Here is a 22,004-nt window from a genome sequence, read left to right on the forward strand (position 1 = left end):
CTTGCCGGATCAGGCCTCGGGATTGAGGCGGGTCGGCAAGCCGCTGCGCTGTTCCAGTACCTGTTTGACCAGGTTGGAGTCGCTGTCGGCGTGAGCAATGAAGCGGGTGATGGCCGGGGTCATGGGAAGCGGCACGGAGGCGGTGGAGTTGAACTCCGCCTCGGTACGGGACAGGGGCTCATGCACTTCCATGTAACGACCGCCATCCGGCTCGACGGTGGATTTGACCGGCTGGTTCACGAACTGGACACGGGTACCGACCGGTACCTTGTCGAACAGGTACTTGATGTCATCGGCGCGCAGACGCACACAGCCGCTGCTCACCCGCAGACCGATGCCGAAGGTGGCATTGGTGCCGTGGATGGCGTACAGGTTGCCGATGTAGAGGGCGTGCAGACCCATGGGGTTGTCCGGGCCGGCCGGCCAGACCGCGGGCAGGGTCTTGCCCTGGGCGGCGTAACGGCGACGGATATTCTCGGTCGGGGTCCAGGTCGGGTTGGCGCGCTTGCGCTCCACCTTGGTGATCCAGTTCTCCGGGGTATTCACCCCCAGCTGGCCGATACCGATGGGCAGCACCTGCACCACGTTCTGACCTTTCGGGTAGTAGTAGAGACGCATCTCGGCCACGTTGATGACGATCCCTTCGCGGGGCGCATTCGGCAGGATCAGCTGATGGGGGATGATCAGCTTGCTGCCCGGGGTCGGCAGATAGGGATCCACGCCCGGGTTGGCTTCCATGATGTTGGTCAGGCCCAGCTGGAAGTCGGAGGCGATCTGCTCCAGCGGACGGTTGTCCGCAGGCACCACGTACTCCTGGTTTTCTCCGATCAGGCGGCTGTTGGCGGCGGGCAGCACGTATTCAACGGCGGCGGCCTGCTGGCTGACCAGGGTCAGAGTACAAAAAAGGGCCGAAGCGGCAATGCGAAGGGGATTCATAAAATTCCTGTGTAGTTCCTGTACCTGTGGGCCTGAGACCATATTGTCCTCGGTGGGCCTGGCTGCGCGTTGCCTGCGCTCGAGACCAATCACCGAGCGCGCATTCTTTCCCGAGTCGGCCAAAATTTCAACTTGAAGCGGTGGCTTTTTCACGGAAAAGATCCATTCTCCAGTCAACTCTCGGTTACGCAGCGCCTTCGATACCCTAACATCGCCAGTCTGAGCGTAAAATGAACAGCAATGTGACCTTGAAATACCCGCTCAAATTGCATGATGGGCCGGTGACGAGTACAATCTCGCACCCTTTATATCGGGAGTATCGAACCATTTCGTGCTCCGGGTGAACCGTCATCGGAGGCTGTGCGTCGAGTCTGGTCGCGCAGTGCCGATGAACCTAGATGAACCTATACGACGCCATCAGGTGGCGCCGTCCTGATTTGCAATCAGATACGAAGAGTCCAACATGTTCAAACCAGAATTGCTCTCCCCCGCCGGGACCCTCAAGAATATGCGTTACGCCTACGCCTATGGTGCCGACGCCGTCTATGCGGGCCAGCCGCGCTACAGCCTGCGGGTGCGCAACAACGAATTCGATCACGAAAACCTGCAACTTGGCATCAACGAGGCCCACGCCCTCGGCAAGCAGTTCTACGTGGTGGCCAACATCCAGCCCCACAACTCCAAGTTGAAGACCTTCATCCGCGACATGCGCCCCGTGGTGGACATGAAGCCGGATGCGCTGATCATGTCCGACCCCGGTCTCATCATGATGATGCGCGAAGCTTTCCCGGACATGCCCATCCACCTGTCGGTACAGGCCAACGCGGTCAACTGGGCCACGGTGAAATTCTGGCATCAGATGGGGCTGACCCGCGCCATCCTCTCCCGCGAGCTCTCCCTGGACGAGATCGAAGAGATCCGCATGCAGGTGCCGGAGATGGAGCTGGAAGTCTTCGTCCACGGCGCCCTGTGCATGGCCTACTCCGGTCGCTGCCTGCTCTCCGGCTACATCAACAAGCGCGATCCCAACCAGGGCACCTGCACCAACTCCTGCCGCTGGGAGTACAAGGTGCACGAGGGCAAAGAGGACGAAGTGGGCCAGATCGTTCACCGTCAGGAGCCTATTGCCGTGCAGAAGGTCGACCCGACCCTGGGCGCCGGCAAGCCCACCGACGCCCTGGTGCTGCTGGAGGAGTCCAACCGCCCCGGTGAGTTCATGACCGCGTTCGAGGACGAGCACGGCACCTACATCATGAACTCCAAGGACCTGCGCGCCGTCGAGCACGTGGAGCGTCTGACCAAGATGGGCGTGCATTCGCTCAAAATCGAAGGCCGTACAAAATCCTTCTACTACTGCGCCCGCACCGCCCAGGTCTATCGCAAAGCCATCGATGATGCCGTCGCCGGTCGTCCGTTCGATCCGACCCTGATGGGCACCCTCGAGAACCTGGCCCACCGCGGCTACACCGAGGGCTTCCTGCGTCGCCACAACCACAGCGAGTACCAGAACTACGACTACGGCTACTCCGTCTCCGACACCCAGCAGTTTGTCGGCGAGATCACCGGTCGCAACGGCGACATGGTGGAAGTGGAAGTGAAAAACAAGTTCCTGGTGGGCAACAGCCTGGAGCTGATGACCCCGCAGGGCAACCTCAGCTTCAACCTGGAGCAGATGCAGAACCGCAAGGGCGAGCTCATCGACACCGCGCCGGGCAACGGTCACGTGGTCTATGTGCCGGTCCCGAAAGAGGTCGACATCAACTACGGCATCCTGCTGCGCAACCTCGGCGAGCGCCAGGACACCCGTCAGCCCCACTCGGCTGCCTGAGATGGCCCTGCTCATCACCAGCAAATGCATCAACTGTGACATGTGCGATCCCGAGTGCCCGAACCAGGCCATCACCCTGGGGGCCAAGATCTACGAGATAGATCCGGATCGCTGTACCGAATGCGTCGGTCACTATGAGAAGCCGACCTGCATCAGCGTCTGTCCCATCGACTGCATCATCTGGGATCCCGCCCATGTGGAGACGGAAGATCAGTTGCTGGACAAGTTCGTCCGGATGCACAGGCAGTAACGAGGCGGCAGATCCGCTGCCGGGCATCCGAAACAGGATGTTCAGGCACTCCTCACCAGGATCTGCAGTGTCACCATAGAAAAAGCCGGGCATGCCCGGCTTTTTCTATTGCGCTGCTCGCCCTCAGGGCTTGATCAATTTCTGCAACGCCTCGAGTTCACGCTGGCCTTCCAGCAGCTCAGCCTGGGATTCTTCCAGCTTGACCTGCTTCTTGGCGATCTTGTCCGGCTTGCCAGATACCCGCGCACTCTGCAGATCCGCCAACCGCTCTTCCACTTCTTCTTTCTGGTCCGCGACCTTCCGCTGCTGCTCCTCGACAAGCTTGGCATCGGTGCAGTGGGCCTCAATATTGCGCAGGGCCTGCTCAAGCCCGGCCACCTGATCGGCATTGTTGTGTGCCTTGGCGATCACGAGTTGCTCCGACACCGCCTGATGCTTGGCCTTGCAACCGATGTTTTCACTGCCATAGGCCTGTCCGGCCAACAGTAATATGCCAATCCCGGCAACTTTCAACATAACAACCTCATAGTGCTTTCATACTGGATGGCCGCCCATGAGACCTCACTCATGCCACCAGGTCAAGTCAACACCCTCTGGGCTACGACAGAGTTTTGCACCAGGTCATGCTGAGCGAATCCGTCTGGCGCTACAATGAGGTTTTCCCTGTGGAGAGACCCATGAAGCAGCAAGTCGTCATCATCGCCAACGGTGCCCCCTACGGCAGCGAGTCCCTGTTCAACGCCCTGCGCCTGGGGATCGCCCTCAACGAGCAGGGCGGTGTCGTGCTGAAGCTGTTCCTGATGTCCGATGCCGTCAGCGCGGCGCTGGCAGGCCAGGCACCGGCCGAAGGTTACAACCTGCGCCAGATGCTGGAGATCCTGTTGGCACAGGGCACCCTCATCCGGCTGTGCAAGACCTGCACCGATGCCCGTGGCATCAGCCCCCTCCCCCTCATTGAGGGTATCGAGATAGGCACTCTGCCCCTGCTGGCCCAGTGGACCCTGGCAGCCGACAAGGTGCTGACCTTCTAACCTCTAGGTCTCGGCCCGGATCCGGGCCGTTCGCGGCGCCCGGGTGCCCCATCCATAGAGCTGCAGGATGGCCAGACAAAGCAGGGCCATCACGCCGTAAAGCAAGCTGCCTCCCCAATTGGCCAGGATCCAGCCCCCCAGCAGGGCTCCGATGGCGATCCCGAGTCCAGACATGGAGGCCGCCCCGAAGTAGCTGCCCTTGAGGTGCTCCGGTGCCATCTGATCGACCAGCACGTTGAGCAGCGGGAAGAGAATGCACTCGCCGATGCTGAGCAGGATCACCGCGACAATCCAGTGCCACCAGATGGCGGTATCCCCGAGGGCGAATTGCAACTGGGCACCGAGGAAGAAGGCCACCCCGAGCTGCAATCGCCGCTTGGTGGACCAGCTGGCCGTCAGGTGCAACAGGGGGAATTGCAGCATCACTATGGTCAGCGCATTGGTCGCGACCAGCCAGCCGATGAGGTGTTCCACCTCCGGCGTCCCGGCCCGGGTCAGGTACTGGATGAGGGGGGATTCGAACTGGGCATAGACCAGCATCAGCAGCAGGTTGGCCAGGGTCAGCAACAGAAAGCCTCGATCCAACCAGAGCACCCGCAGCACGGCACGCATGTCGGGGCCGGCTGCACGGCTCGCCTGACAACCCGCCAACCGGAAACCGGCGATGAAGATGAAACCGAGCAACAGATAGCTGGCGCTGAGCAGCAGGAAGGTCTCCTGGCGCGCACTCAGGCCATAGCTGACCCCGAGCAAGGGGCCGATGGCCGCCCCCAGGTTCAGCAAGAAATAGCGCAGATGCAGCGCCAGTTCGCGCGCCTTGGGCTCGGCCAGGCTATCGGCCATCAAGGCCTTGCCCGGCGAGTCGATGAGACCGTAGGAGAGACCGCTGCCGATCACCCCGAACGCCAACCAGAACACCTGATGGGAGAGCCCGAGCAGCGCGACGCTCAGGGCGGAGACCAGACAGCCGAACAGCAGGATATTGCGCCGCCCCCATTTGTCCGACAGCCAGCCGCCATAGAAGCTGACCAGGGTGGAGAGCGCCGCCGTCGCCCCCAGGATGAGGCCGATCAGGGTCGCCGACAGGCCGTAGTCACGGTAGAGCAGGATGGAGAGGAAGGGCCAGACCATGAAGAAGGTAGTGCGCACCATGAAGGTGCCCAGGATGACGATCCAGACCAGAGGAGTAAATTGCCTGAGATAGGCCCATGACATACTGCAATTCCTTTTGACAGCGAGGCGGGGAATCGTCCCTTATAACAATTGGCGCCGAAAGGAACAATGCCCTTTATCGGCGGAACACCACTGCGATGCCATGGCGCATAAAAAAAGCCGACCCTGGGGTCGGCTTTTTCACTCTGCTGCGGCCTTATTCGGCGGCAGGTGCCTCGACGGCTTCGGCAGCCGGAGCGGCGGCTTCGGTCGGTGCATTCGCTTCCTTGATGGAGAGACGCACACGGCCTTGGCGATCCACTTCCAGTACCTTCACCTTCACCACGTCACCGATCTTCAGGAAGTCGGCTACGTTCTGCACGCGGGCATCGGTGATCTGGGAGATGTGTACCAGACCGTCTTTACCCGGCAGGATGTTGACGAAGGCACCGAAGTCGGCCAGACGCACAACCTTGCCTTCGTAGATGCGGTTCACTTCGATCTCAGCGGTGATGGCTTCGATGCGGCGAATGGCTTCCATGGCGGCTTCGTTGGCAACGGCGGAGATGCGGACGGTACCGTCATCATCCAGCTCGATGTTGGTGCCGGTCTCTTCGGTCAGGGCACGGATCACGGAACCACCCTTGCCGATCACGTCCTTGATCTTCTCAGGATTGATCTTGATGGTGTGGATGCGCGGAGCGAAGTCGGAGATCTCGGCACGCGGCGCCTGGATGGCTTCGTCCATGACCTTCAGGATGTGCAGGCGAGCGCCACGGGCTTGCTTGAGGGCAATCTCCATGATCTCTTTGGTGATGCCTTCGATCTTGATGTCCATCTGCAGGGCGGTGATACCTTGAGTGGTACCGGCCACCTTGAAGTCCATGTCGCCCAGGTGATCTTCGTCACCCAGGATGTCGGACAGCACGACGAAGCCCTCTTCTTCCTTCACCAGACCCATGGCGATACCGGCAACGGAGGCCTTGATCGGCACACCCGCGTCCATCAGCGCCAGGGAGGAACCACAGACGGAAGCCATGGAGGAGGAACCGTTGGATTCGGTGATTTCAGACACCACGCGCACCACGTACGGGAACTCGGCGGCGCTCGGCATCACGGCAGCAACGCCGCGCTTGGCCAGACGACCGTGACCGATTTCGCGACGCTTGGGGCTGCCCATCATACCGGTCTCACCGACGCAGTACGGCGGGAAGTTGTAGTGCAGCATGAAGCGGTCGGCACGGTGGCCGGACAGCTCGTCGATGTTCTGGGCGTCACGCTCGGTACCCAGGGTCGCAACCACGATGGCCTGAGTCTCACCACGGGTGAACAGGGCGGAACCGTGGGCGCGCGGCAGGATGCCGGTGCCAACGGACAGGGCGCGGATCATCTCGGGATCACGGCCATCGATGCGCGGCTCGCCACGGACCACACGGCCACGGACGATGCGGCTTTCCAGGCTGTGGAACTCTTCGCCGATCTTCTTGGCATCTTCTTCCACGCCGGAGGCGATGACTTGCTCGATCACACGGGCCTTGATGGCACCGATGGCTTCGTAACGCACAGCCTTCTCGGTGATGCGGTAGGCTTCGCCCAGCTCGGCAGAGGCCAGTTCGGCCACCTTGGCTTTCAGGGCTTCGTTGACGGCAGGTGCAGTCCAGGCCCAGGGCTTGGTGCCGACTTCGGCGGCGAATTCGTTGATGGCGTTGATGACGGTCTGCATCTGATCGTGACCGTAGACAACGGCGCCCAGCATGGTCTCTTCAGACAGGATGGCCGCTTCGGATTCAACCATCAGCACCGCATTGGCGGTACCGGCAACCACCAGATCCAGATCGCTTTCCGGCAGTTCCTTGGTGGTCGGGTTCAGCACGTACTGACCGTTCATGTAACCCACGCGGGCTGCACCGATGGGGCCGCCGAACGGAATGCCGGAGATGGCCAGGGCCGCGGAGGCACCGATCATGGCGACGATGTCCGGGGAAACCAGCGGGTTCACGGACATGACGGTGGCAACCACCTGAACCTCATTGAGGAAGCCTTCCGGGAACAGCGGGCGAATAGGACGGTCGATCAGACGGGAGATCAGGGTCTCGCCTTCACTCGGACGACCTTCACGACGGAAGAAACCACCCGGGATACGACCAGCAGCATAGGTACGCTCCTGATAGTTGACGGTCAGCGGGAAGAAATCACGGCCGTGGTCGGCCTCTTTCTTGCCGACAACGGTCACAAATACGCAGGTATCGTCCATGCTGACCATGACGGCCGCAGTGGCTTGACGGGCCATCACACCGGTTTCCAGGGTAACGGTGTGTTGACCGTACTGGAATGACTTTACAATAGGATTCACGTGAATTTCCTTTTTACAATTTGGCGCTTTAAATTCGCGTGCAAGTATACTTGATTCGAATCAAAAGGTAAGCGGAGAGACAAATTCTGTGAGGCAGGCAACGGCTTGCGGCAGCGAAAGTCAGGCAAGAAAAAAGGGGAACCCTGAGGTTCCCCTTTTTCGCGAAATCTGATGGTCGATTAACGACGCAGACCCAGCTTGGCGATCAGAGCAGCGTAACGCTGAACGTCTTTACGCTTCAGGTAGTCCAGCAGCTTACGACGCTGGGAAACCATGCGCAGCAGACCGCGACGACCGTGGTGATCCTTCGCGTGCTCCTTGAAGTGACCTTGCAGATGGTTGATCTGGGCAGTCAGCAGGGCAACCTGCACTTCGGGGGAGCCAGTGTCGTTGGCAGCGCGAGCGTTGTCAGCAACGATGGAAGCTTTGATCTCAGCATTTAGAGACATGGTATTACTCCAGTAGAGAGTTTAAAGGTTCACAGCCGATCTCTAATTCAGCCATGAAATGAGGGCGGTATCATAATCGCACCCGCTCGCTTTCGCAACGAGAAAGCGCGGCAAGCAGCAAGATGAATGCCTGCAAGCCGCCAATACCGCCCAAACCCGGTTCACGGCCTGTCGTCAGACCTCGAACCGGTGTTGAGGATCAAGGATCACTCTTCGTCGTGGTAGCGCACCAGACGCTTGGGCGCCACGCGACCGTCGTCGTCGATTTCACCCACTCCGATGAACTCGCGCTCCGGACCCACCGTCATGCGGACCTGACCGCTCTGCGGCGCGCCTGCGACCTGCACGGCCTGGCCCTGGTTCACATAGGCGGCAACCGCGGCCAGCATGTTCACCTCGGGCAGGGACGCCACGGCGGTATCCATCGGCAGCAGCAGGGGATCGAGCTGTTCACGCGGAGGAATGCTCTCGGTCTTGGCCTGCTCGAAGATGCACTCGAGCTGATCCAGGGTCAGCATCCGATCATAGGGATAGGTTGCAACCTGGGTACGGCGCAACTGGGTGACGTGCGCGCCACAACCCAGCACCTCGCCAAGGTCATCCACCAGGGAGCGGATGTAGGTCCCCTTGCTGCAATGCACCTCGAGGCGCACCTCATCCCCTTCGAAGCTCAGCAACTTGAGATCGAAGACGGTGATGGGGCGGGCTTCGCGCTCGATCTCGATGCCTTCACGGGCGTACTCGTAGAGCGGACGACCGTTGTGCTTGAGCGCGGAGTACATGGACGGCACCTGCATGATGGGGCCGCGGAACTGGTCCAGCGCCTCGATCAGGGTACCCACGGCCACGTTCACCGGACGAGTGGAGACCACTTCGCCGTCGGAGTCGCTGGTGTTGGTGCGCTCGCCGAGCTTGGCGGTCACCTCATAGCGCTTGTCCGCCTCCAGCAGATACTGGGAGAACTTGGTCGCCTCACCCAGGCAGATCGGCAGCATGCCGGTCGCCAGGGGGTCCAGGGCACCGGTGTGGCCGGCCTTGGCGGCATTGTAGATGCGCTTGACCTTCTGCAACACATCGTTGGAGGTCAGGCCGGTGGGTTTGTCCAGCAGCAGGATACCGTGTACGTCACGGCCCTTGAAACGACGTCTTCGAGACATCTCAGGCTTTGTCCTCAGTAGTATCATCCGGTGCGGCTTCGTCTTCGTCACGGCCGGCTTCGGTCATGCGACGCTTGTCTTCACGCACAGTGTTGGTCACCAGGTTGGAGAGGCGCATCCCCTCGACCAGGGTCTGGTCGTAGTAGAAACGCAGCTCCGGCACCACCCGCAGACGCATGGCGCTGCCCAGCAGGCTGCGGATGTAGCCAGCGGCCTCGGTCAGGCCCTTGAGTCCTTCCGCGATGCGCTCGGCGTCATTCTCCAGCTGCAGGAAGGTGACGTAAATCTTGGCATAGTTCAGGTCCTTGGACACTTCCACATCGGAAACGGTCACCATGCCGATACGCGGGTCTTTCACCTCGCGCTGCAGGATCAGCGCGATTTCACGCTGGATCTGCTGCCCGACCCGACGGGTCCGGCTGAATTCTCTGGCCATATTCTATCCTGCGATAAAAGGGGGCCGTGGCCCCCTATTTTGATTCACGCTCGGCTTACAGAGTCCGCTGGATTTCAACGGTCTCGTAAACTTCGATCTGGTCGCCTTCGCGTACGTCGTTGTAGTTCTTGACCGCGATACCACACTCGTAACCGTTGCGGACCTCGTTGACGTCATCCTTGAAGCGACGCAGGGATTCCAGCTCGCCTTCATAGATAACCACGTTGTCACGCAGAACGCGAATACGGTTGGAACGCTTGACCACACCCTCGGTGACCATACATCCGGCAACGGCGCCGAACTTCGGTGACTTGAAGACGCTACGCACTTCAGCCAGACCGATGATCTCCTGACGATACTCAGGGGCCAGCATGCCGCTCATGGCCTGCTTCACTTCGTCGATCAGGTCATAGATGACGGAGTAGTAACGCAGATCCAGGCTCTCGGCATCGATGACCTTGCGCGCGGAGGCGTCGGCACGGACGTTGAAGCCCACCAGAATGGCGCTGGAGGCGGCAGCCAGGGTCGCGTCGGTTTCGGTGATACCACCCACGCCGGAACCCACGATCTTGACCTTGACCTCGTCGGTGGAGAGCTTGACCAGCGCATCGCAGATCGCTTCCACGGAACCCTGTACGTCGGCCTTGATCACCACGTTCACTTCGGACACTTCGCCTTCGGTCATGTTGGCGAACATGTTCTCCAGCTTGGCCTTCTGCTGGCGAGCCAGCTTGACTTCGCGGAACTTGCCCTGACGATAGAGGGCCACTTCACGGGCTTTCTTCTCGTCACGCACGACGGTGGCTTCGTCACCGGCAGAGGGAACGCCGGACAGGCCGAGGATTTCCACCGGCAGGGACGGGCCCGCTTCCTTGATCTCGCGACCCAGTTCGTCACGCATGGCGCGGACACGACCGTATTCCAGACCGCACAAGACGATGTCGCCCTGACGCAGAGTACCTTCTTGTACCAGTACGGTGGCAACCGGACCACGACCCTTGTCCAGGAAGGACTCGATCACGACGCCGTTGGCCATGCCATCGAACACCGCTTTCAGCTCCAGAACTTCGGCCTGGATCAGGATGGCTTCCAGCAGCTCATCGATGCCCTCGCCAGACTTGGCGGAGACATGGACGAACTGGCAATCGCCACCCCAGTCTTCGGACATGACGTTGTAACGGGCCAACTCGGTTTTGACGCGATCCGGATCTGCTTCCGGCTTGTCGATCTTGTTGACCGCGACCACCAGGGGCACACCGGCCGCCTTGGCGTGCTGGATGGCTTCGATGGTCTGCGGCATGACGCCGTCATCGGCTGCCACGACCAGCACCACGATATCGGTCGCCTGGGCACCACGAGCACGCATGGAGGTAAAGGCTGCGTGACCCGGAGTATCCAGGAAGGTGATCATGCCGCTTTCGGTTTCGACGTGATAAGCACCGATATGCTGGGTAATGCCACCGGCTTCCCCTGCGGCGACCTTGGCTTTGCGGATGTAATCCAGCAGCGAGGTCTTGCCGTGGTCAACGTGACCCATGATGGTCACGACCGGCGCGCGCGGCTTGGCTTCGGAGGTCTCGTCACGATCGGACAGTACCGCCTCTTCCAGCTCGTTCTCACGGCGCAGCACCACCTTGTGGCCCATCTCCTCGGCAACCAGCTGAGCGGTTTCCTGGTCGATGACCTGGTTGATGGTGGCCATGGCACCCATCTTCATCATCACCTTGATGACTTCGACGCCCTTGACGGCCATCTTGTTGGCCAGCTCGGCCACAGTGATGGTTTCACCGATCACCACGTCGCGGTTCACCACGGCAGCCGGCTTGTTGAAGCCGTGCTTCATGGCGTTGGGCATGGCAACCTTGCCACGCTTGCCCTTGCGAGCGCGCGGGTCACGGGAGTTGCGATCGTTGCGATCGTCGTCACGGCGACCGACTTTCTTCGGTCCCTTGGCGGCGGCGGCGGTACGACGGCTGGTCTCTTCTTTGCGATCCAACTCATCCTCAGCCGCTTGCGCGTGCTTGTTGGTGGTCAGATGGTAGTCGCTGCTCTCCTTGGCACGAGCGGCTTCTTCCTCGGCCCAACGGCCGGCATTCTGTTCCGCCATGATGCGAGCCTCTTCGGCTTTCTTGGCGGCGAGTTCTTCAGCCTTGGTCAAGGCTGCCTGTTCTTGCTGGCGCTTCAGTTCTTCTGCTTCGCGCTTGGCCATCTTTTCTGCCTCTTGCTGAGCTGTGCTAACGGCTGCTTTGACGGGCTGTTGAGCCCGTCCGGCCTTCTGTTGTGCCTCGATCCGCGCCTTTTCCTCAGCTTCACGACGAGCCTGCTCAGCCTCACGGCGAGCCTTCTCCTCAGCCTCGCGACGAGCCTTCTCTTCGGCCTCGTGGCGAGCTTTTTCTTCTGCTTCCAAACGCGCTTTTTCCTCGGCTTCCGCCTGACGCTGTTCATCTTCCAGCGCCGAGCGTTTTACATAGGTGCGAGTCTTGCGTACTTCTACCTGCACTTCTTTGTTCTTGCCGCCAGTCCCCTGAACACTCAGGGTGCTCTTGGTCTTGCGCTGCAAGGTCATGCGGGCAGGCGCGGTGATCTCGTCACCTCCATGCTGTTTCTTCAGATGAGCCAGCAGAGTCTGTTTCTCAGACTCGCTGATCATGTCGTCGGCCTTGCTCTTAACGATACCGGCATCGGCGAACTGCTGGAGAAGACGATCAACCGGCGTGTCGATGTCACTGGCAAGTTGTTTGACTGATACTTCTGCCATTCATTTTCCTCCGTTTGATCTTAACTAGACTGCTCTTCTCCGAACCAACAGATATTGCGAGCAGCCATAATCAACTCACCTGCCTTCTCGGCGGTCAGCTCTTCAATGTCGGCAAGGTCATCAATACCTTGCTCTGCCAAATCTTCCAGGGTACCCACACCGCGAGCCGCCAGGGCATAGGCCAGATCACGGCTCAGGCCGGCCAGATTGAGCAGGTCTTCGGACGGCTCGACGCCTTCGAAGGACTCTTCTTTGGCCAGGGCCTTGGTGGTCAACACATCCTTGGCACGCTTGCGCAGCTCTTCGACCATGTCTTCATCCAGACCGTCGATGGCCAGCAGCTCGTTGACCGGGACGAAGGCGATCTCTTCCAGAGTGGAGAAACCTTCTTCCATCAGCAGGCTGGCGAAATCGTCGTCGATGTCGAGAGCGCTGGTGAACAGGGTCAGGATGCGATCGTTCTCGGCCTGGTGCTTGGCACGCATGTCCTCGACGGTCATGACGTTCAGCTCCCAACCGGTCAGCTGGGAGGCCAGACGCACGTTCTGACCGTTGCGACCGATGGCCTGGGCCAGGTTCGCGGCTTCCACGGCGATGTCCATGGTGTGGTTGTCTTCATCGACGATGATGGAGGCCACATCGGCAGGCGCCATGGCATTGATCACGTATTGAGCGGGGTTGTCATCGTACAGCACGATGTCGGCACGCTCACCGCTCAGCTCGGCAGAGACGGCTTGCACGCGGGCACCGCGCATGCCGATGCAGGCGCCGATCGGGTCGATGCGACGATCGTTGGTCTTGACCGCGATCTTGGCGCGGGAACCCGGGTCACGGGCGGCGCCCATGATTTCGATCATCTCTTCACCGATCTCCGGCACTTCGATGCGGAACAGCTCTTTGAGGAAGTCCGGGCTGGAACGGCTGACGAACAGCTGGGAGCCACGGGCCTCCGGGCGGACGGCATAGAGCAGACCACGGATGCGGTCGCCCGGACGGAAAGTCTCGCGCGGCAGCATGTCGTCACGGAAGATCACCGCCTCGGCATTGCTGCCCAAGTCCAGGATCACGTTGTCACGGTTGCTCTTCTTGACCACACCGCTGATGATGGTACCTTCCTTGTCCTTGAACTGGTCAACGACTTGGGAGCGCTCGGCTTCGCGCACTTTCTGCACGATGACCTGCTTGGCGGTCTGGGTGGTGATACGGTCGAAGGTGACAGAGTCAATCTGATCTTCTACGTACTCGCCGATCTGGATTTCCGGCTGCTCAATCTGAGCGGCTTCCAGGGTGATCTCGGCGTAAGGGTTCTCCATCGCGGCCTGATCGGCGATGACGACCCAACGGCGATAGGTGTCGTAGTCACCGGTCTTGCGATCGATCTCGACGCGAACTTCAATCTCGCCTTCGTATTTTTTCTTGGTCGCAGTCGCCAGCGCCGTCTCCAGAGCCTGGAAAATCTTCTCACGGGGAACCGCTTTCTCGTTGGACACAGCGTCAACGACCAGCAAAATCTCTTTATTCATATCCGATAGCCTCGTTAACCAAAGTTCGGCACTATGTTCGCTTTTTGGATATTGGTGAAAGCCAACACCTCGTCCTTACCATCTACCGTCAGGGTGATCATGTCCCCCTGCACAGCTTTGATTACGCCTTTGAACTTGCGGCGGTTGTTTGTTGCCATCCGAAGCGAAACCGCCGCCTCTTGGCCAACGTATTTTTCGAACTGGGCGACCTTGAACAGGGGGCGATCCAGACCGGGAGAAGAAACCTCAAGGTAATACTCCTCGGTGATGGGATCTTCAACGTCCATGATGGCACCTACCTGGTGGCTCACCTCGGCACAGTTTTCAACCGTCACGCCTTGTTCGCTGTCGATGAAAACGCGCAGGGTCGAGTGTTTACCCGCACGGATAAACTCGACACCCCACAATTCGAAACCCAAGGCAACGACAGGAGCCTCGAGCAGATCGGTCAAACGTTGTTCCAACGTAGCCAAAGTCACCCTCCGAAAAACAAAAAAAGGGCATATAGCCCAGATAGAGATCGATTCAGAGTAAATTGCACATAACAAAAAGCCCCGATGTCAAATCGGGGCTTGGCGCGTTACCCTGATTGTCGCCTCGCAGCGACCGCCTTCCTGAGCGTAGGAAATGCGTGAAATTTGGTTGCGGGGGCCGGATTTGAACCGACGACCTTCGGGTTATGAGCCCGACGAGCTACCATGCTGCTCCACCCCGCGTCCGAAATCGTGCGAGATTATAGCCACTTCATTCTCGTCACACAAGACTGACTGGCTATAACACCCCGGTTACCCGGGTTCACTGCTTAATTGGTGCCGTGGGCGGGACTCGAACCCGCACACCCTAGAGCACTACCCCCTCAAGATAGCGTGTCTACCAATTCCACCACCACGGCAAAAACTCTTTATTCGGGAACGTCAGTATCTTTCTTCACTGGCGCTTTGGTCTGCTCAACTTGTTGAGTATGTTGCAGATTTTCCCACTCGCTACCCTGTTTTACCTTGTTGCTGGACATGGATCCGAGCACCAGGCTAATCAAAAAGAACAGAGTCGCCAAAATTGCAGTTGTGCGGGTCAGGAAACTGCCTGAACCACCGGAGCCGAATACAGTATTCGATGCCCCTGCGCCGAAGGAGGCGCCCATATCAGCCCCTTTACCTTGCTGAATCATCACCAGGCCAATCAGGGCCAGCGATACCAGCAGATAAACGACTAAAAGAATCTCGTACATTTAACTTGCACCCTTTGCCGCTTCAACAATTCCTAAAAACGCCTTGTCATCGAGACTCGCTCCGCCGATCAGACCACCGTCTATATCAGGCTGGGCAAACAAATCCCGTGCATTGGCCGGTGTCATGCTCCCACCATAGATGATTCTGACTTTCTCACCTATTACCGGAGTATCCTCCGCCAAGCGACCGCGTATAAAGGAATGAACCTCTTGTGCCTGCTCGGGTGTGGCGCATTTACCTGTACCTACAGCCCAAATCGGCTCGTAGGCGATGATAGCATTATCGAAAGCCATCGCGCCATTTTTCTCTATGACGATATCCAGCTCTTCGGCGATCACCTCAAAGGTTCTTCTCGCCTGCCTCGCCGCACCTGACTCCCCCAAACAGAGGATGGGGATCAAGCCTGCCGCTCTGGCTGCCGCAAACTTCTCCGCGACGATAAAACTGGTCTCACCAAAGAGACGCCTGCGCTCGGAATGCCCCACCAATACGTAGCGACATCCTGCCTCAATCAGCATCTCACACGAGACTTCACCCGTATAAGCGCCCGACTGGTGCTGACTCACATTCTGAGCCCCCAACTTCATTACCTTCTGCTCATTGAGCAGTGCGGCTGTGAAGTCGAGATGCACATGGGATGGACACAAGACCACGTCTACTTCTTCATCCATGCCTTGAAGGCACTGACTCGTAAACTGCTCTAACTGCGATCTACTACCGTGCAACTTCCAATTGGCTGCTACAAACGGCTTGCGATGTCCCATCGGCAACTCCCTTGCGAAAGCGGGGCTGATAATATCCAGAGGATGCTCAGCTGACAAGTGCTATTTTCAAATTTTCGAATCGTTTGAACAAGATACGAACAGAGCGGCTAAAAAGCCGCCCTTAATGCTCATTAAAAAGCCGATTCGACCTGTTTGGCGATGCGATTCGCCATATCCAGAACCTGCTGCTCGTGCTCACCTTCCACCATCACCCGGATCAGGGGCTCGGTGCCGGATTTACGCAGCAAGACACGACCACGACCAGCCAGTTCCTGTTCCACCTTGGCCACTTCCTGCTGCACGGCGTCGGCCGTCAGCGGATCCTTGCCCTCGGCAAAACGTACATTGACCAGCACCTGCGGGAACTTGCTCATGCCGGAGCGCAACTTGGCCAGCGGCATTTCGGCGGTGCAGATGGCAGTGAGTACCTGCAGTGCCGCGACGATGCCGTCGCCGGTGGTGGTCTGATCCAGGCAGATGATGTGACCGGAGTTCTCGCCGCCAATCCGCCAGCCCTTCTCGCTCATCATCTCCAGCACGTAGCGGTCGCCCACCTTGGCACGGGCGAAGGGGATGCCGAGAGTCTGCAACGCCAGCTCCAACCCCATGTTGGCCATCAGGGTACCAACCACGCCCCCCTTGAGACGACCGTTGCGCAGGGCGTCGCGAGCGATGATGTAGAGGATCTCGTCCCCGTCGATGATATAGCCGGTGTTGTCCACCATCACCAGGCGGTCGCCGTCACCGTCGAAGGCGACACCGAGATCGGCCTTGCACTCCAGCACCTTGGCAGCCAGCGCCTCAGGAGCGGTGGAGCCGACACCGTCATTGATATTGAGACCATCCGGGCTGCAACCGATGGCGATCACTTCGGCCCCCAGCTCACGAAACACGGAGGGAGCGATGTGATAAGTGGCACCATGGCCGCAATCCACCACCATCTTCAACCCTTCCAGGCTCAGATGGCTGGGGAAGGTGCTCTTGCAGAACTCGATGTAGCGACCGGCGGCATCGTCGATGCGCTGGGCCTTGCCGAGCTCGGCCGACTCCACGCACTTGAGCTCGTGATCCAGCTCGGCCTCGATGGCAAGCTCGACGTCATCGGGCAGCTTGGTGCCGTCGGCGGAGAAAAACTTGATGCCGTTGTCGTAATAGGGATTATGGGAGGCACTGATGACGATACCGGCCTCGGCACGGAAGGTACGGGTCAGATAGGCCACCGCCGGGGTCGGCATGGGGCCCATCAATATGGCCTTAAGACCGGCGGCGGAGAGTCCCGCTTCCAGCGCCGATTCCAGCATGTAACCGGAGATCCGGGTGTCCTTGCCGATCAGCACCTTCTTGGTGCCCTTCTTGGAGAGCACCTTGCCGGCAGCCCAGCCCAGCTTCATCACGAAATCCGGGGTAATGGGGTATTCACCCACCTTGCCGCGCACGCCATCGGTGCCGAAGTACTTTCTGGTCATTGTCTGTTCTCTTTTTCTTATTTGGATACGAAATCTTGTCCCGTCATGGTCATCCAGCCCACGCGCAGCGCGTCCATGGTGGCGCGTACATCGTGTACCCGGATGATCCTGGCACCCTGTTGCAACCCGATAAGGGCACAGGCCAAACTGCCCGCCAGCCGTTCATCGACCGGGCAGCCGAGCAGATTGCCTATCATAGACTTTCGCGACATCCCCACCAAGAGCGGCAGATTGTAATCGAGCAACTTGTGCTGATCCGCCAGCAGTTGATAGTTGTGGGCCAGCGTCTTGCCAAAGCCGTAACCGGGGTCCAGCAGCAGATGCTCACGCTTGATCCCCGCCGCAAGGCAAGTCGCGATGCGCTCGTCAAAAAAAGCCCTCACCTCCCCCAGCAGATCATCGTAGTGAGGTTCGGCCTGCATGGTGCGCGGCTGCCCCTGCATATGCATGAGGCAGACGGGTACATCAGCCTCCGCTGCTGCAACCAGGGCTCCCGGCTCCAGCAAGGCTCGCACGTCGTTGATGAGGTGTGCCCCTGCGGCGCAGCCCTCTCTCATCACCACGGCCTTGGAGGTATCGAGGGAGATCATCACCTCCAGCTCTTGCACTATCCGCTCGACCACGGGGATCACCCGGTCCAGCTCCTCCTGGTCACTCACATCGGGTGCGCCTGGGCGAGTCGATTCACCGCCGATATCGATGATGGTCGCCCCCTCCGCCATCATCTGGCGCACACGGCTCAAGGCCAGATCCACCTGATTGAAACGACCGCCATCGGAGAAGGAATCCGGTGTCACGTTGAGGATCCCCATCACATGGGGGCGTTCGAGGGAAAGACTGCACCCTTTGCTGCTCAATTGCATCTTCACTTCCATCTGCTGAGAAAATCACGCATGTCCGTATAAAGAAAAACCCCGGGCAAGCCCGGGGTTTGGATGATCACGACTTATTTGGCTGGCACGTCGTTCGCCTTGTCGATGTCAGTCAGCGGAGCGCTGCTGTCATCGGCCTGAGCTTTCGCTTCCGGCTCGCTGCTCACGCTGGCGCCACCTTGCGGGGTATCACCGTGTTCATCGTGCCAGTTGCTGGGAGCACGGACCTCGCGACGGGCCATCAGATCGTCGATCTGCTTGGCATCGATGGTCTCGTACTTCATCAGCGCATCTTTCATGGTGTGCAGCACGTCCATGTTGTCCAGCAGGATCTGCTTGGCACGGTCGTAGTTGCGATCGATGACCTGCTTGACCTCCGCATCGATGATGCGAGCGGTGTCGTCGGACATGTGCTTGGCCTTGGCCATGCTGCGACCGAGGAAGACTTCACCGTCCTCTTCCGCATAGAGCATGGGCCCCAGACGCTCGGACATGCCCCACTGGGTCACCATCTTGCGAGCGATGTCGGTGGCACGTTCGATGTCGTTGGACGCGCCGGTCGATACCTTTTCGGCACCGTAGATCAGCTCTTCCGCCAGACGGCCGCCGTACAGGCTGGAGATCATGGACTCAAGGTGCTGCTTGGAGTGGCTCCAGCGATCCTGCTCGGGCAGGTACATGGTCACACCCAGGGCGCGACCACGCGGGATGATGGAGACCTTGTAAACGGGATCGTGATCCGGGACGACGCGACCAATGATGGCGTGACCCGCCTCGTGGTAAGCCGTCATCTCCTTCTCGGACTCCTTCATCACCATGGAGCGACGTTCCGCCCCCATCATGATCTTGTCCTTGGCCTTCTCGAACTCGCTCATGGAGACGACGCGGCGGCTCTCACGGGCAGAGAACAGGGCGGCTTCGTTGACCAGGTTGGCCAGATCAGCACCAGAGAAGCCCGGGGTACCGCGAGCGATCAGGGCTGCATTGACGTCATCCGCCAAGGGAACCTTGCGCATATGCACCTTCAGGATCTGCTCACGACCACGGACATCCGGCAGACCGACCACGACCTGACGGTCGAAACGGCCCGGACGCAGCAGTGCAGGGTCCAGTACATCGGGACGGTTGGTCGCGGCGATGACGATGACGCCTTCGTTGCCTTCAAAACCATCCATCTCGACCAGCATCTGGTTCAGGGTCTGCTCACGTTCATCGTGACCACCGCCGAGACCGGCGCCACGCTGGCGACCGACCGCATCGATCTCATCGATGAAGATGATGCAGGGAGAGGACTTCTTGGCCTGCTCGAACATGTCACGCACCCGGGAAGCACCCACACCCACGAACATCTCGACGAAATCGGAGCCGGAGATGGTGAAGAAGGGCACCTTGGCCTCACCCGCGATGGCCTTGGCCAGCAGGGTCTTACCGGTACCGGGTGGGCCGACCAGCAACACGCCGGTAGGGATCTTGCCGCCCAGCTTCTGGAATTTGGTCGGATCACGCAGATAGTCGACCAGCTCCTTCACCTCTTCCTTGGCTTCGTCACAACCGGCGACGTCGACGAAGGTGGTCTTGATCTGATCTTCACTCATCAGGCGAGCCTTGCTCTTGCCGAACGACATGGCACCCTTGCCACCGCCGCCCTGCATCTGACGCATGAAGAAGACCCAGACACCGATCAGCAACAGCATCGGGAACCAGGAGATGAGAATGGACGTGATCAGAGACGGCTCTTCCGGCTTCTCACCCACGACTTTGACGTTGTGGTTGAGCATGTCGTTGAGCAATTGGGGATCCGGCGCCGGGATAATGGTCGTGAAACGTTCACCGGTGCGCTTGACGCCATTAATGACCTTGCCATCCATCCGCACTTCACGGATCTGCTCTTGGGTCACTTCTTTAACGAAGCTGGAATAGTCCAGCTGGCGACTGTTGGTATCGCTGGGGCTGAAGCTATTGAACACCGACATCAACACGACGGCGATGACCAGCCACAGGATTAGGTTTTTCGCCATGTCACTCAAATCAATGACCTCGCAGACTGACAGTTAACGATGAGGGTTAGGGTACTACAGTTTAAAACCGGTAGCCACAATGTAGACTTCTCGTGAACGGGCACGGGACGAGTCGGGTTTTCGAATCTTGACGGCAGTAAAAAGTTTACGGATTTCATTGAGATAGGCATCAAATCCCTCTCCCTGGAACACCTTGACCACGAAACTGCCGTTGGTGCGCAGCACCTGGTTGCACATGTCCAGCGCCAGTTCGACCAGATACATGGAACGGGCCTGGTCGACCTGCTGGGTGCCACTCATGTTGGGAGCCATATCGGACATCACCACATCCACCTTGTTCGGGCCTACACGTTCCAGCAAGGCGCCGAGTACAGTTTCCTCCCGAAAGTCCCCTTGCAGGAAATCGACACCGGCGATGGAATCCATCGGCAGAATGTCACAAGCGATCACTCGTCCGTTGTCACCCACCTGATCGATGGCGAACTGGGACCAGCCACCGGGGGCCGCCCCGAGATCCACCACCGTCATACCCGACTTGAGCAGCCTGTCCTTGCCCTGGATCTCGTCAATCTTGAACACGGCGCGGGAACGCAATCCCAATTTCTGGGCTTTTTTGACGTATTGATCGTCAAAATGCTCTTTTAACCAGCGGGTTGAACTCGGGGAATGCTTTTTCTGGGTCATGATTGTCGACTTTAAAAAACCACAAGGGCTATTAGTATTAAGGGCTAAGTGGGGGTAGAATACGCCCCTTTCAACCCTGACTTATGAAGAAATTGCCATGATTCTCAACAATAAACAGAAACAGTACCTCAAGGGCCTCGCCCACAGCCTGAAGCCGGTCGTCCTGCTGGGACAACACGGTCTGACCGAAGGGGTGCTGGCCGAGATCGATCTGGCCCTGGCCCACCACGAACTGATCAAGGTTAAGGTTGCGTCTGAAGATCGTGAGATGAAACAGCTGGTGATGGACGCCATCGTCCGTGAGACCGGCGCCACCAAGGTACAGAGCATGGGCCACGTGCTGACCATCTACCGTCAGGCCACCGAACCCAAGATCCAATTACCGCGCAAGTAACAGGAAAGAGCATTCGCTCTTTCCTTCATTTCTTTCCCTTCTTCCCAAGTCGCTTGCCAAAATAGTCATCAGGCCCTTAACCTGCGATGAATACTTGCGGATACCTCTATGGACAAGCAACCAATCCTCACCGATGAGGAGCTGGCCATGCTGCGGGAGCTGGGAAACGCCGAGGAGATGGCCACCGGCCAGTTCCTGCGAGGTTACCTGAACCCTCCCCTGCAAAGCCTGCTGCAACGTGCCGACGCCCTGGTGCTCGAAGCCCGCATCGCCGGCCATCAGTTGCGCTTCCCTCTCTACAACACCGAGCAGGAGGAGGGCCACGGCGAACTGCGCATCGCAGCCCCGGCCATCTCCGAGCTGGGCCATGCCCATCTGCGCCCCTGGCGCCTCGATGTCAGCGCCAGCTTGCAGACGGCGGATGGAACCTATGAAGTACCCAGCCTCTCGGTGGGTGGCCTCATCGCAACGGGATTGCCCCCAATCCTTGGCAGGGGCGATACCTTCGACGGGATCCTGCTGATCGAAAGCCTCCCTCCTCTGCCGATCACCGCCACCCTGATAAGGCCCATAAGGTCCCATCGACCGGGACAGGATTGGGCGCTGCAGTACCAGCTAGGCCAGGAAGACAGGGAGCGACTGCGGGACTGGATCTTCCTGCGTCACCAGGATGCCTTCACCCGGGAATATCAGGCGGAGTGAAT

Annotated in this window: 21 protein-coding genes and 2 tRNA genes; 5 read left to right on the plus strand and 18 right to left on the minus strand. The window is 59.2% G+C overall.

Annotated features, from left to right (window positions below; all coding sequences use genetic code 11):
• Positions 1–9 precede the first annotated feature (9 nt).
• Positions 10–936 (minus strand): L,D-transpeptidase family protein, encoded by a 927-nt coding sequence (locus ACW5W7_RS07830; RefSeq protein WP_349919155.1) that lies wholly within the window; start codon positions 934–936, stop codon positions 10–12.
• Between the two features lie 463 nt (positions 937–1,399).
• On the opposite strand from ACW5W7_RS07830, the gene trhP reads away from it, so the two are divergent.
• Positions 1,400–2,764, plus strand: a complete 1,365-nt coding sequence (trhP, locus tag ACW5W7_RS07835) for a prephenate-dependent tRNA uridine(34) hydroxylase TrhP (protein WP_349919156.1) — start codon at positions 1,400–1,402, stop codon at positions 2,762–2,764.
• Between the two features lies 1 nt (position 2,765).
• The gene (locus tag ACW5W7_RS07840; RefSeq protein ID WP_349919157.1) at positions 2,766–3,014 is read left to right on the plus strand and encodes a YfhL family 4Fe-4S dicluster ferredoxin; all 249 of its coding nucleotides are present in this window, start codon (positions 2,766–2,768) and stop codon (positions 3,012–3,014) included.
• 123 nt (positions 3,015–3,137) lie between these two features.
• On the opposite strand, the gene ACW5W7_RS07845 is transcribed toward ACW5W7_RS07840, so the two are convergent.
• A complete protein-coding gene (locus ACW5W7_RS07845; protein WP_349919158.1) occupies positions 3,138–3,530 on the minus strand; it encodes a DUF1090 domain-containing protein in 393 nt (130 codons plus the stop codon).
• Positions 3,531–3,691: 161 nt separating this feature from the next.
• Here ACW5W7_RS07845 and ACW5W7_RS07850 point away from each other — a divergent pair, with 161 nt between their 5' ends.
• The gene (locus ACW5W7_RS07850; protein WP_349919159.1) at positions 3,692–4,045 is read left to right on the plus strand and encodes a DsrE/DsrF/TusD sulfur relay family protein; all 354 of its coding nucleotides are present in this window, start codon (positions 3,692–3,694) and stop codon (positions 4,043–4,045) included.
• 3 nt (positions 4,046–4,048) lie between these two features.
• On the opposite strand, the gene ACW5W7_RS07855 is transcribed toward ACW5W7_RS07850, so the two are convergent.
• The 16 genes from ACW5W7_RS07855 to rlmE all read right to left on the minus strand — a co-directional run bounded on the left by ACW5W7_RS07855 (position 4,049) and on the right by rlmE (position 20,906).
• Entirely contained in the window at positions 4,049–5,260 is a 1,212-nt protein-coding gene (locus tag ACW5W7_RS07855) for an MDR family MFS transporter (protein WP_456501352.1), read from the minus strand.
• A gap of 154 nt (positions 5,261–5,414) precedes the next feature.
• Positions 5,415–7,550, minus strand: coding sequence for a polyribonucleotide nucleotidyltransferase (pnp, locus tag ACW5W7_RS07860; RefSeq protein WP_456501353.1), 2,136 nt, complete (start codon positions 7,548–7,550; stop codon positions 5,415–5,417).
• A 179-nt stretch (positions 7,551–7,729) separates the two neighbouring features.
• Positions 7,730–7,999 carry a 30S ribosomal protein S15 gene (gene rpsO, locus ACW5W7_RS07865; RefSeq protein WP_100861224.1) on the minus strand — a complete coding sequence of 90 codons (270 nt, stop codon included), beginning with the start codon at positions 7,997–7,999 and terminating at the stop codon, positions 7,730–7,732.
• A 206-nt stretch (positions 8,000–8,205) separates the two neighbouring features.
• Positions 8,206–9,156 (minus strand): tRNA pseudouridine(55) synthase TruB, encoded by a 951-nt coding sequence (gene truB, locus ACW5W7_RS07870; protein ID WP_456501354.1) that lies wholly within the window; start codon positions 9,154–9,156, stop codon positions 8,206–8,208.
• A gap of 1 nt (position 9,157) precedes the next feature.
• Complete coding sequence (gene rbfA / locus ACW5W7_RS07875) at positions 9,158–9,592, minus strand: 30S ribosome-binding factor RbfA (RefSeq protein ID WP_100861222.1); 435 nt, start codon at positions 9,590–9,592, stop codon at positions 9,158–9,160.
• 55 nt (positions 9,593–9,647) lie between these two features.
• The gene (gene infB / locus ACW5W7_RS07880) at positions 9,648–12,350 is read right to left on the minus strand and encodes a translation initiation factor IF-2 (RefSeq protein ID WP_349919164.1); all 2,703 of its coding nucleotides are present in this window, start codon (positions 12,348–12,350) and stop codon (positions 9,648–9,650) included.
• A 20-nt stretch (positions 12,351–12,370) separates the two neighbouring features.
• On the minus strand, positions 12,371–13,873 hold the full coding sequence (gene nusA, locus ACW5W7_RS07885; protein WP_349919165.1) for a transcription termination factor NusA: 1,503 nt from the start codon (positions 13,871–13,873) through the stop codon (positions 12,371–12,373).
• A gap of 14 nt (positions 13,874–13,887) precedes the next feature.
• A complete protein-coding gene (gene rimP / locus ACW5W7_RS07890; RefSeq protein WP_456501355.1) occupies positions 13,888–14,346 on the minus strand; it encodes a ribosome maturation factor RimP in 459 nt (152 codons plus the stop codon).
• 166 nt (positions 14,347–14,512) lie between these two features.
• A tRNA-Met gene (locus ACW5W7_RS07895) sits at positions 14,513–14,589 on the minus strand.
• A gap of 91 nt (positions 14,590–14,680) precedes the next feature.
• A tRNA-Leu gene (locus ACW5W7_RS07900) sits at positions 14,681–14,765 on the minus strand.
• A gap of 9 nt (positions 14,766–14,774) precedes the next feature.
• Entirely contained in the window at positions 14,775–15,101 is a 327-nt protein-coding gene (gene secG / locus ACW5W7_RS07905) for a preprotein translocase subunit SecG (RefSeq protein ID WP_456501356.1), read from the minus strand.
• Entirely contained in the window at positions 15,102–15,866 is a 765-nt protein-coding gene (gene tpiA / locus ACW5W7_RS07910; protein WP_456501357.1) for a triose-phosphate isomerase, read from the minus strand. It lies immediately after the preceding gene.
• 131 nt (positions 15,867–15,997) lie between these two features.
• Complete coding sequence (glmM, locus tag ACW5W7_RS07915; protein ID WP_456501358.1) at positions 15,998–17,332, minus strand: phosphoglucosamine mutase; 1,335 nt, start codon at positions 17,330–17,332, stop codon at positions 15,998–16,000.
• 17 nt (positions 17,333–17,349) lie between these two features.
• Positions 17,350–18,195 carry a dihydropteroate synthase gene (folP, locus tag ACW5W7_RS07920; protein WP_456501359.1) on the minus strand — a complete coding sequence of 282 codons (846 nt, stop codon included), beginning with the start codon at positions 18,193–18,195 and terminating at the stop codon, positions 17,350–17,352.
• Between the two features lie 83 nt (positions 18,196–18,278).
• Positions 18,279–20,231 (minus strand): ATP-dependent zinc metalloprotease FtsH, encoded by a 1,953-nt coding sequence (ftsH, locus tag ACW5W7_RS07925; RefSeq protein ID WP_349919172.1) that lies wholly within the window; start codon positions 20,229–20,231, stop codon positions 18,279–18,281.
• A 45-nt stretch (positions 20,232–20,276) separates the two neighbouring features.
• Positions 20,277–20,906 (minus strand): 23S rRNA (uridine(2552)-2'-O)-methyltransferase RlmE, encoded by a 630-nt coding sequence (gene rlmE, locus ACW5W7_RS07930; RefSeq protein WP_349919173.1) that lies wholly within the window; start codon positions 20,904–20,906, stop codon positions 20,277–20,279.
• A gap of 97 nt (positions 20,907–21,003) precedes the next feature.
• Between rlmE and yhbY the strand changes: the two genes are divergently transcribed.
• Both yhbY and ACW5W7_RS07940 read left to right on the plus strand, forming a co-directional pair.
• Positions 21,004–21,300: a ribosome assembly RNA-binding protein YhbY gene (gene yhbY, locus ACW5W7_RS07935; RefSeq protein ID WP_456501360.1), complete on the plus strand. Its 297-nt coding sequence runs from the start codon at positions 21,004–21,006 to the stop codon at positions 21,298–21,300.
• A gap of 108 nt (positions 21,301–21,408) precedes the next feature.
• On the plus strand, positions 21,409–22,002 hold the full coding sequence (locus ACW5W7_RS07940) for a PilZ domain-containing protein (RefSeq protein WP_456501361.1): 594 nt from the start codon (positions 21,409–21,411) through the stop codon (positions 22,000–22,002).
• Positions 22,003–22,004 lie beyond the last annotated feature (2 nt).

The sequence above is a fragment of the Aeromonas intestinalis genome (assembly GCF_054052485.1).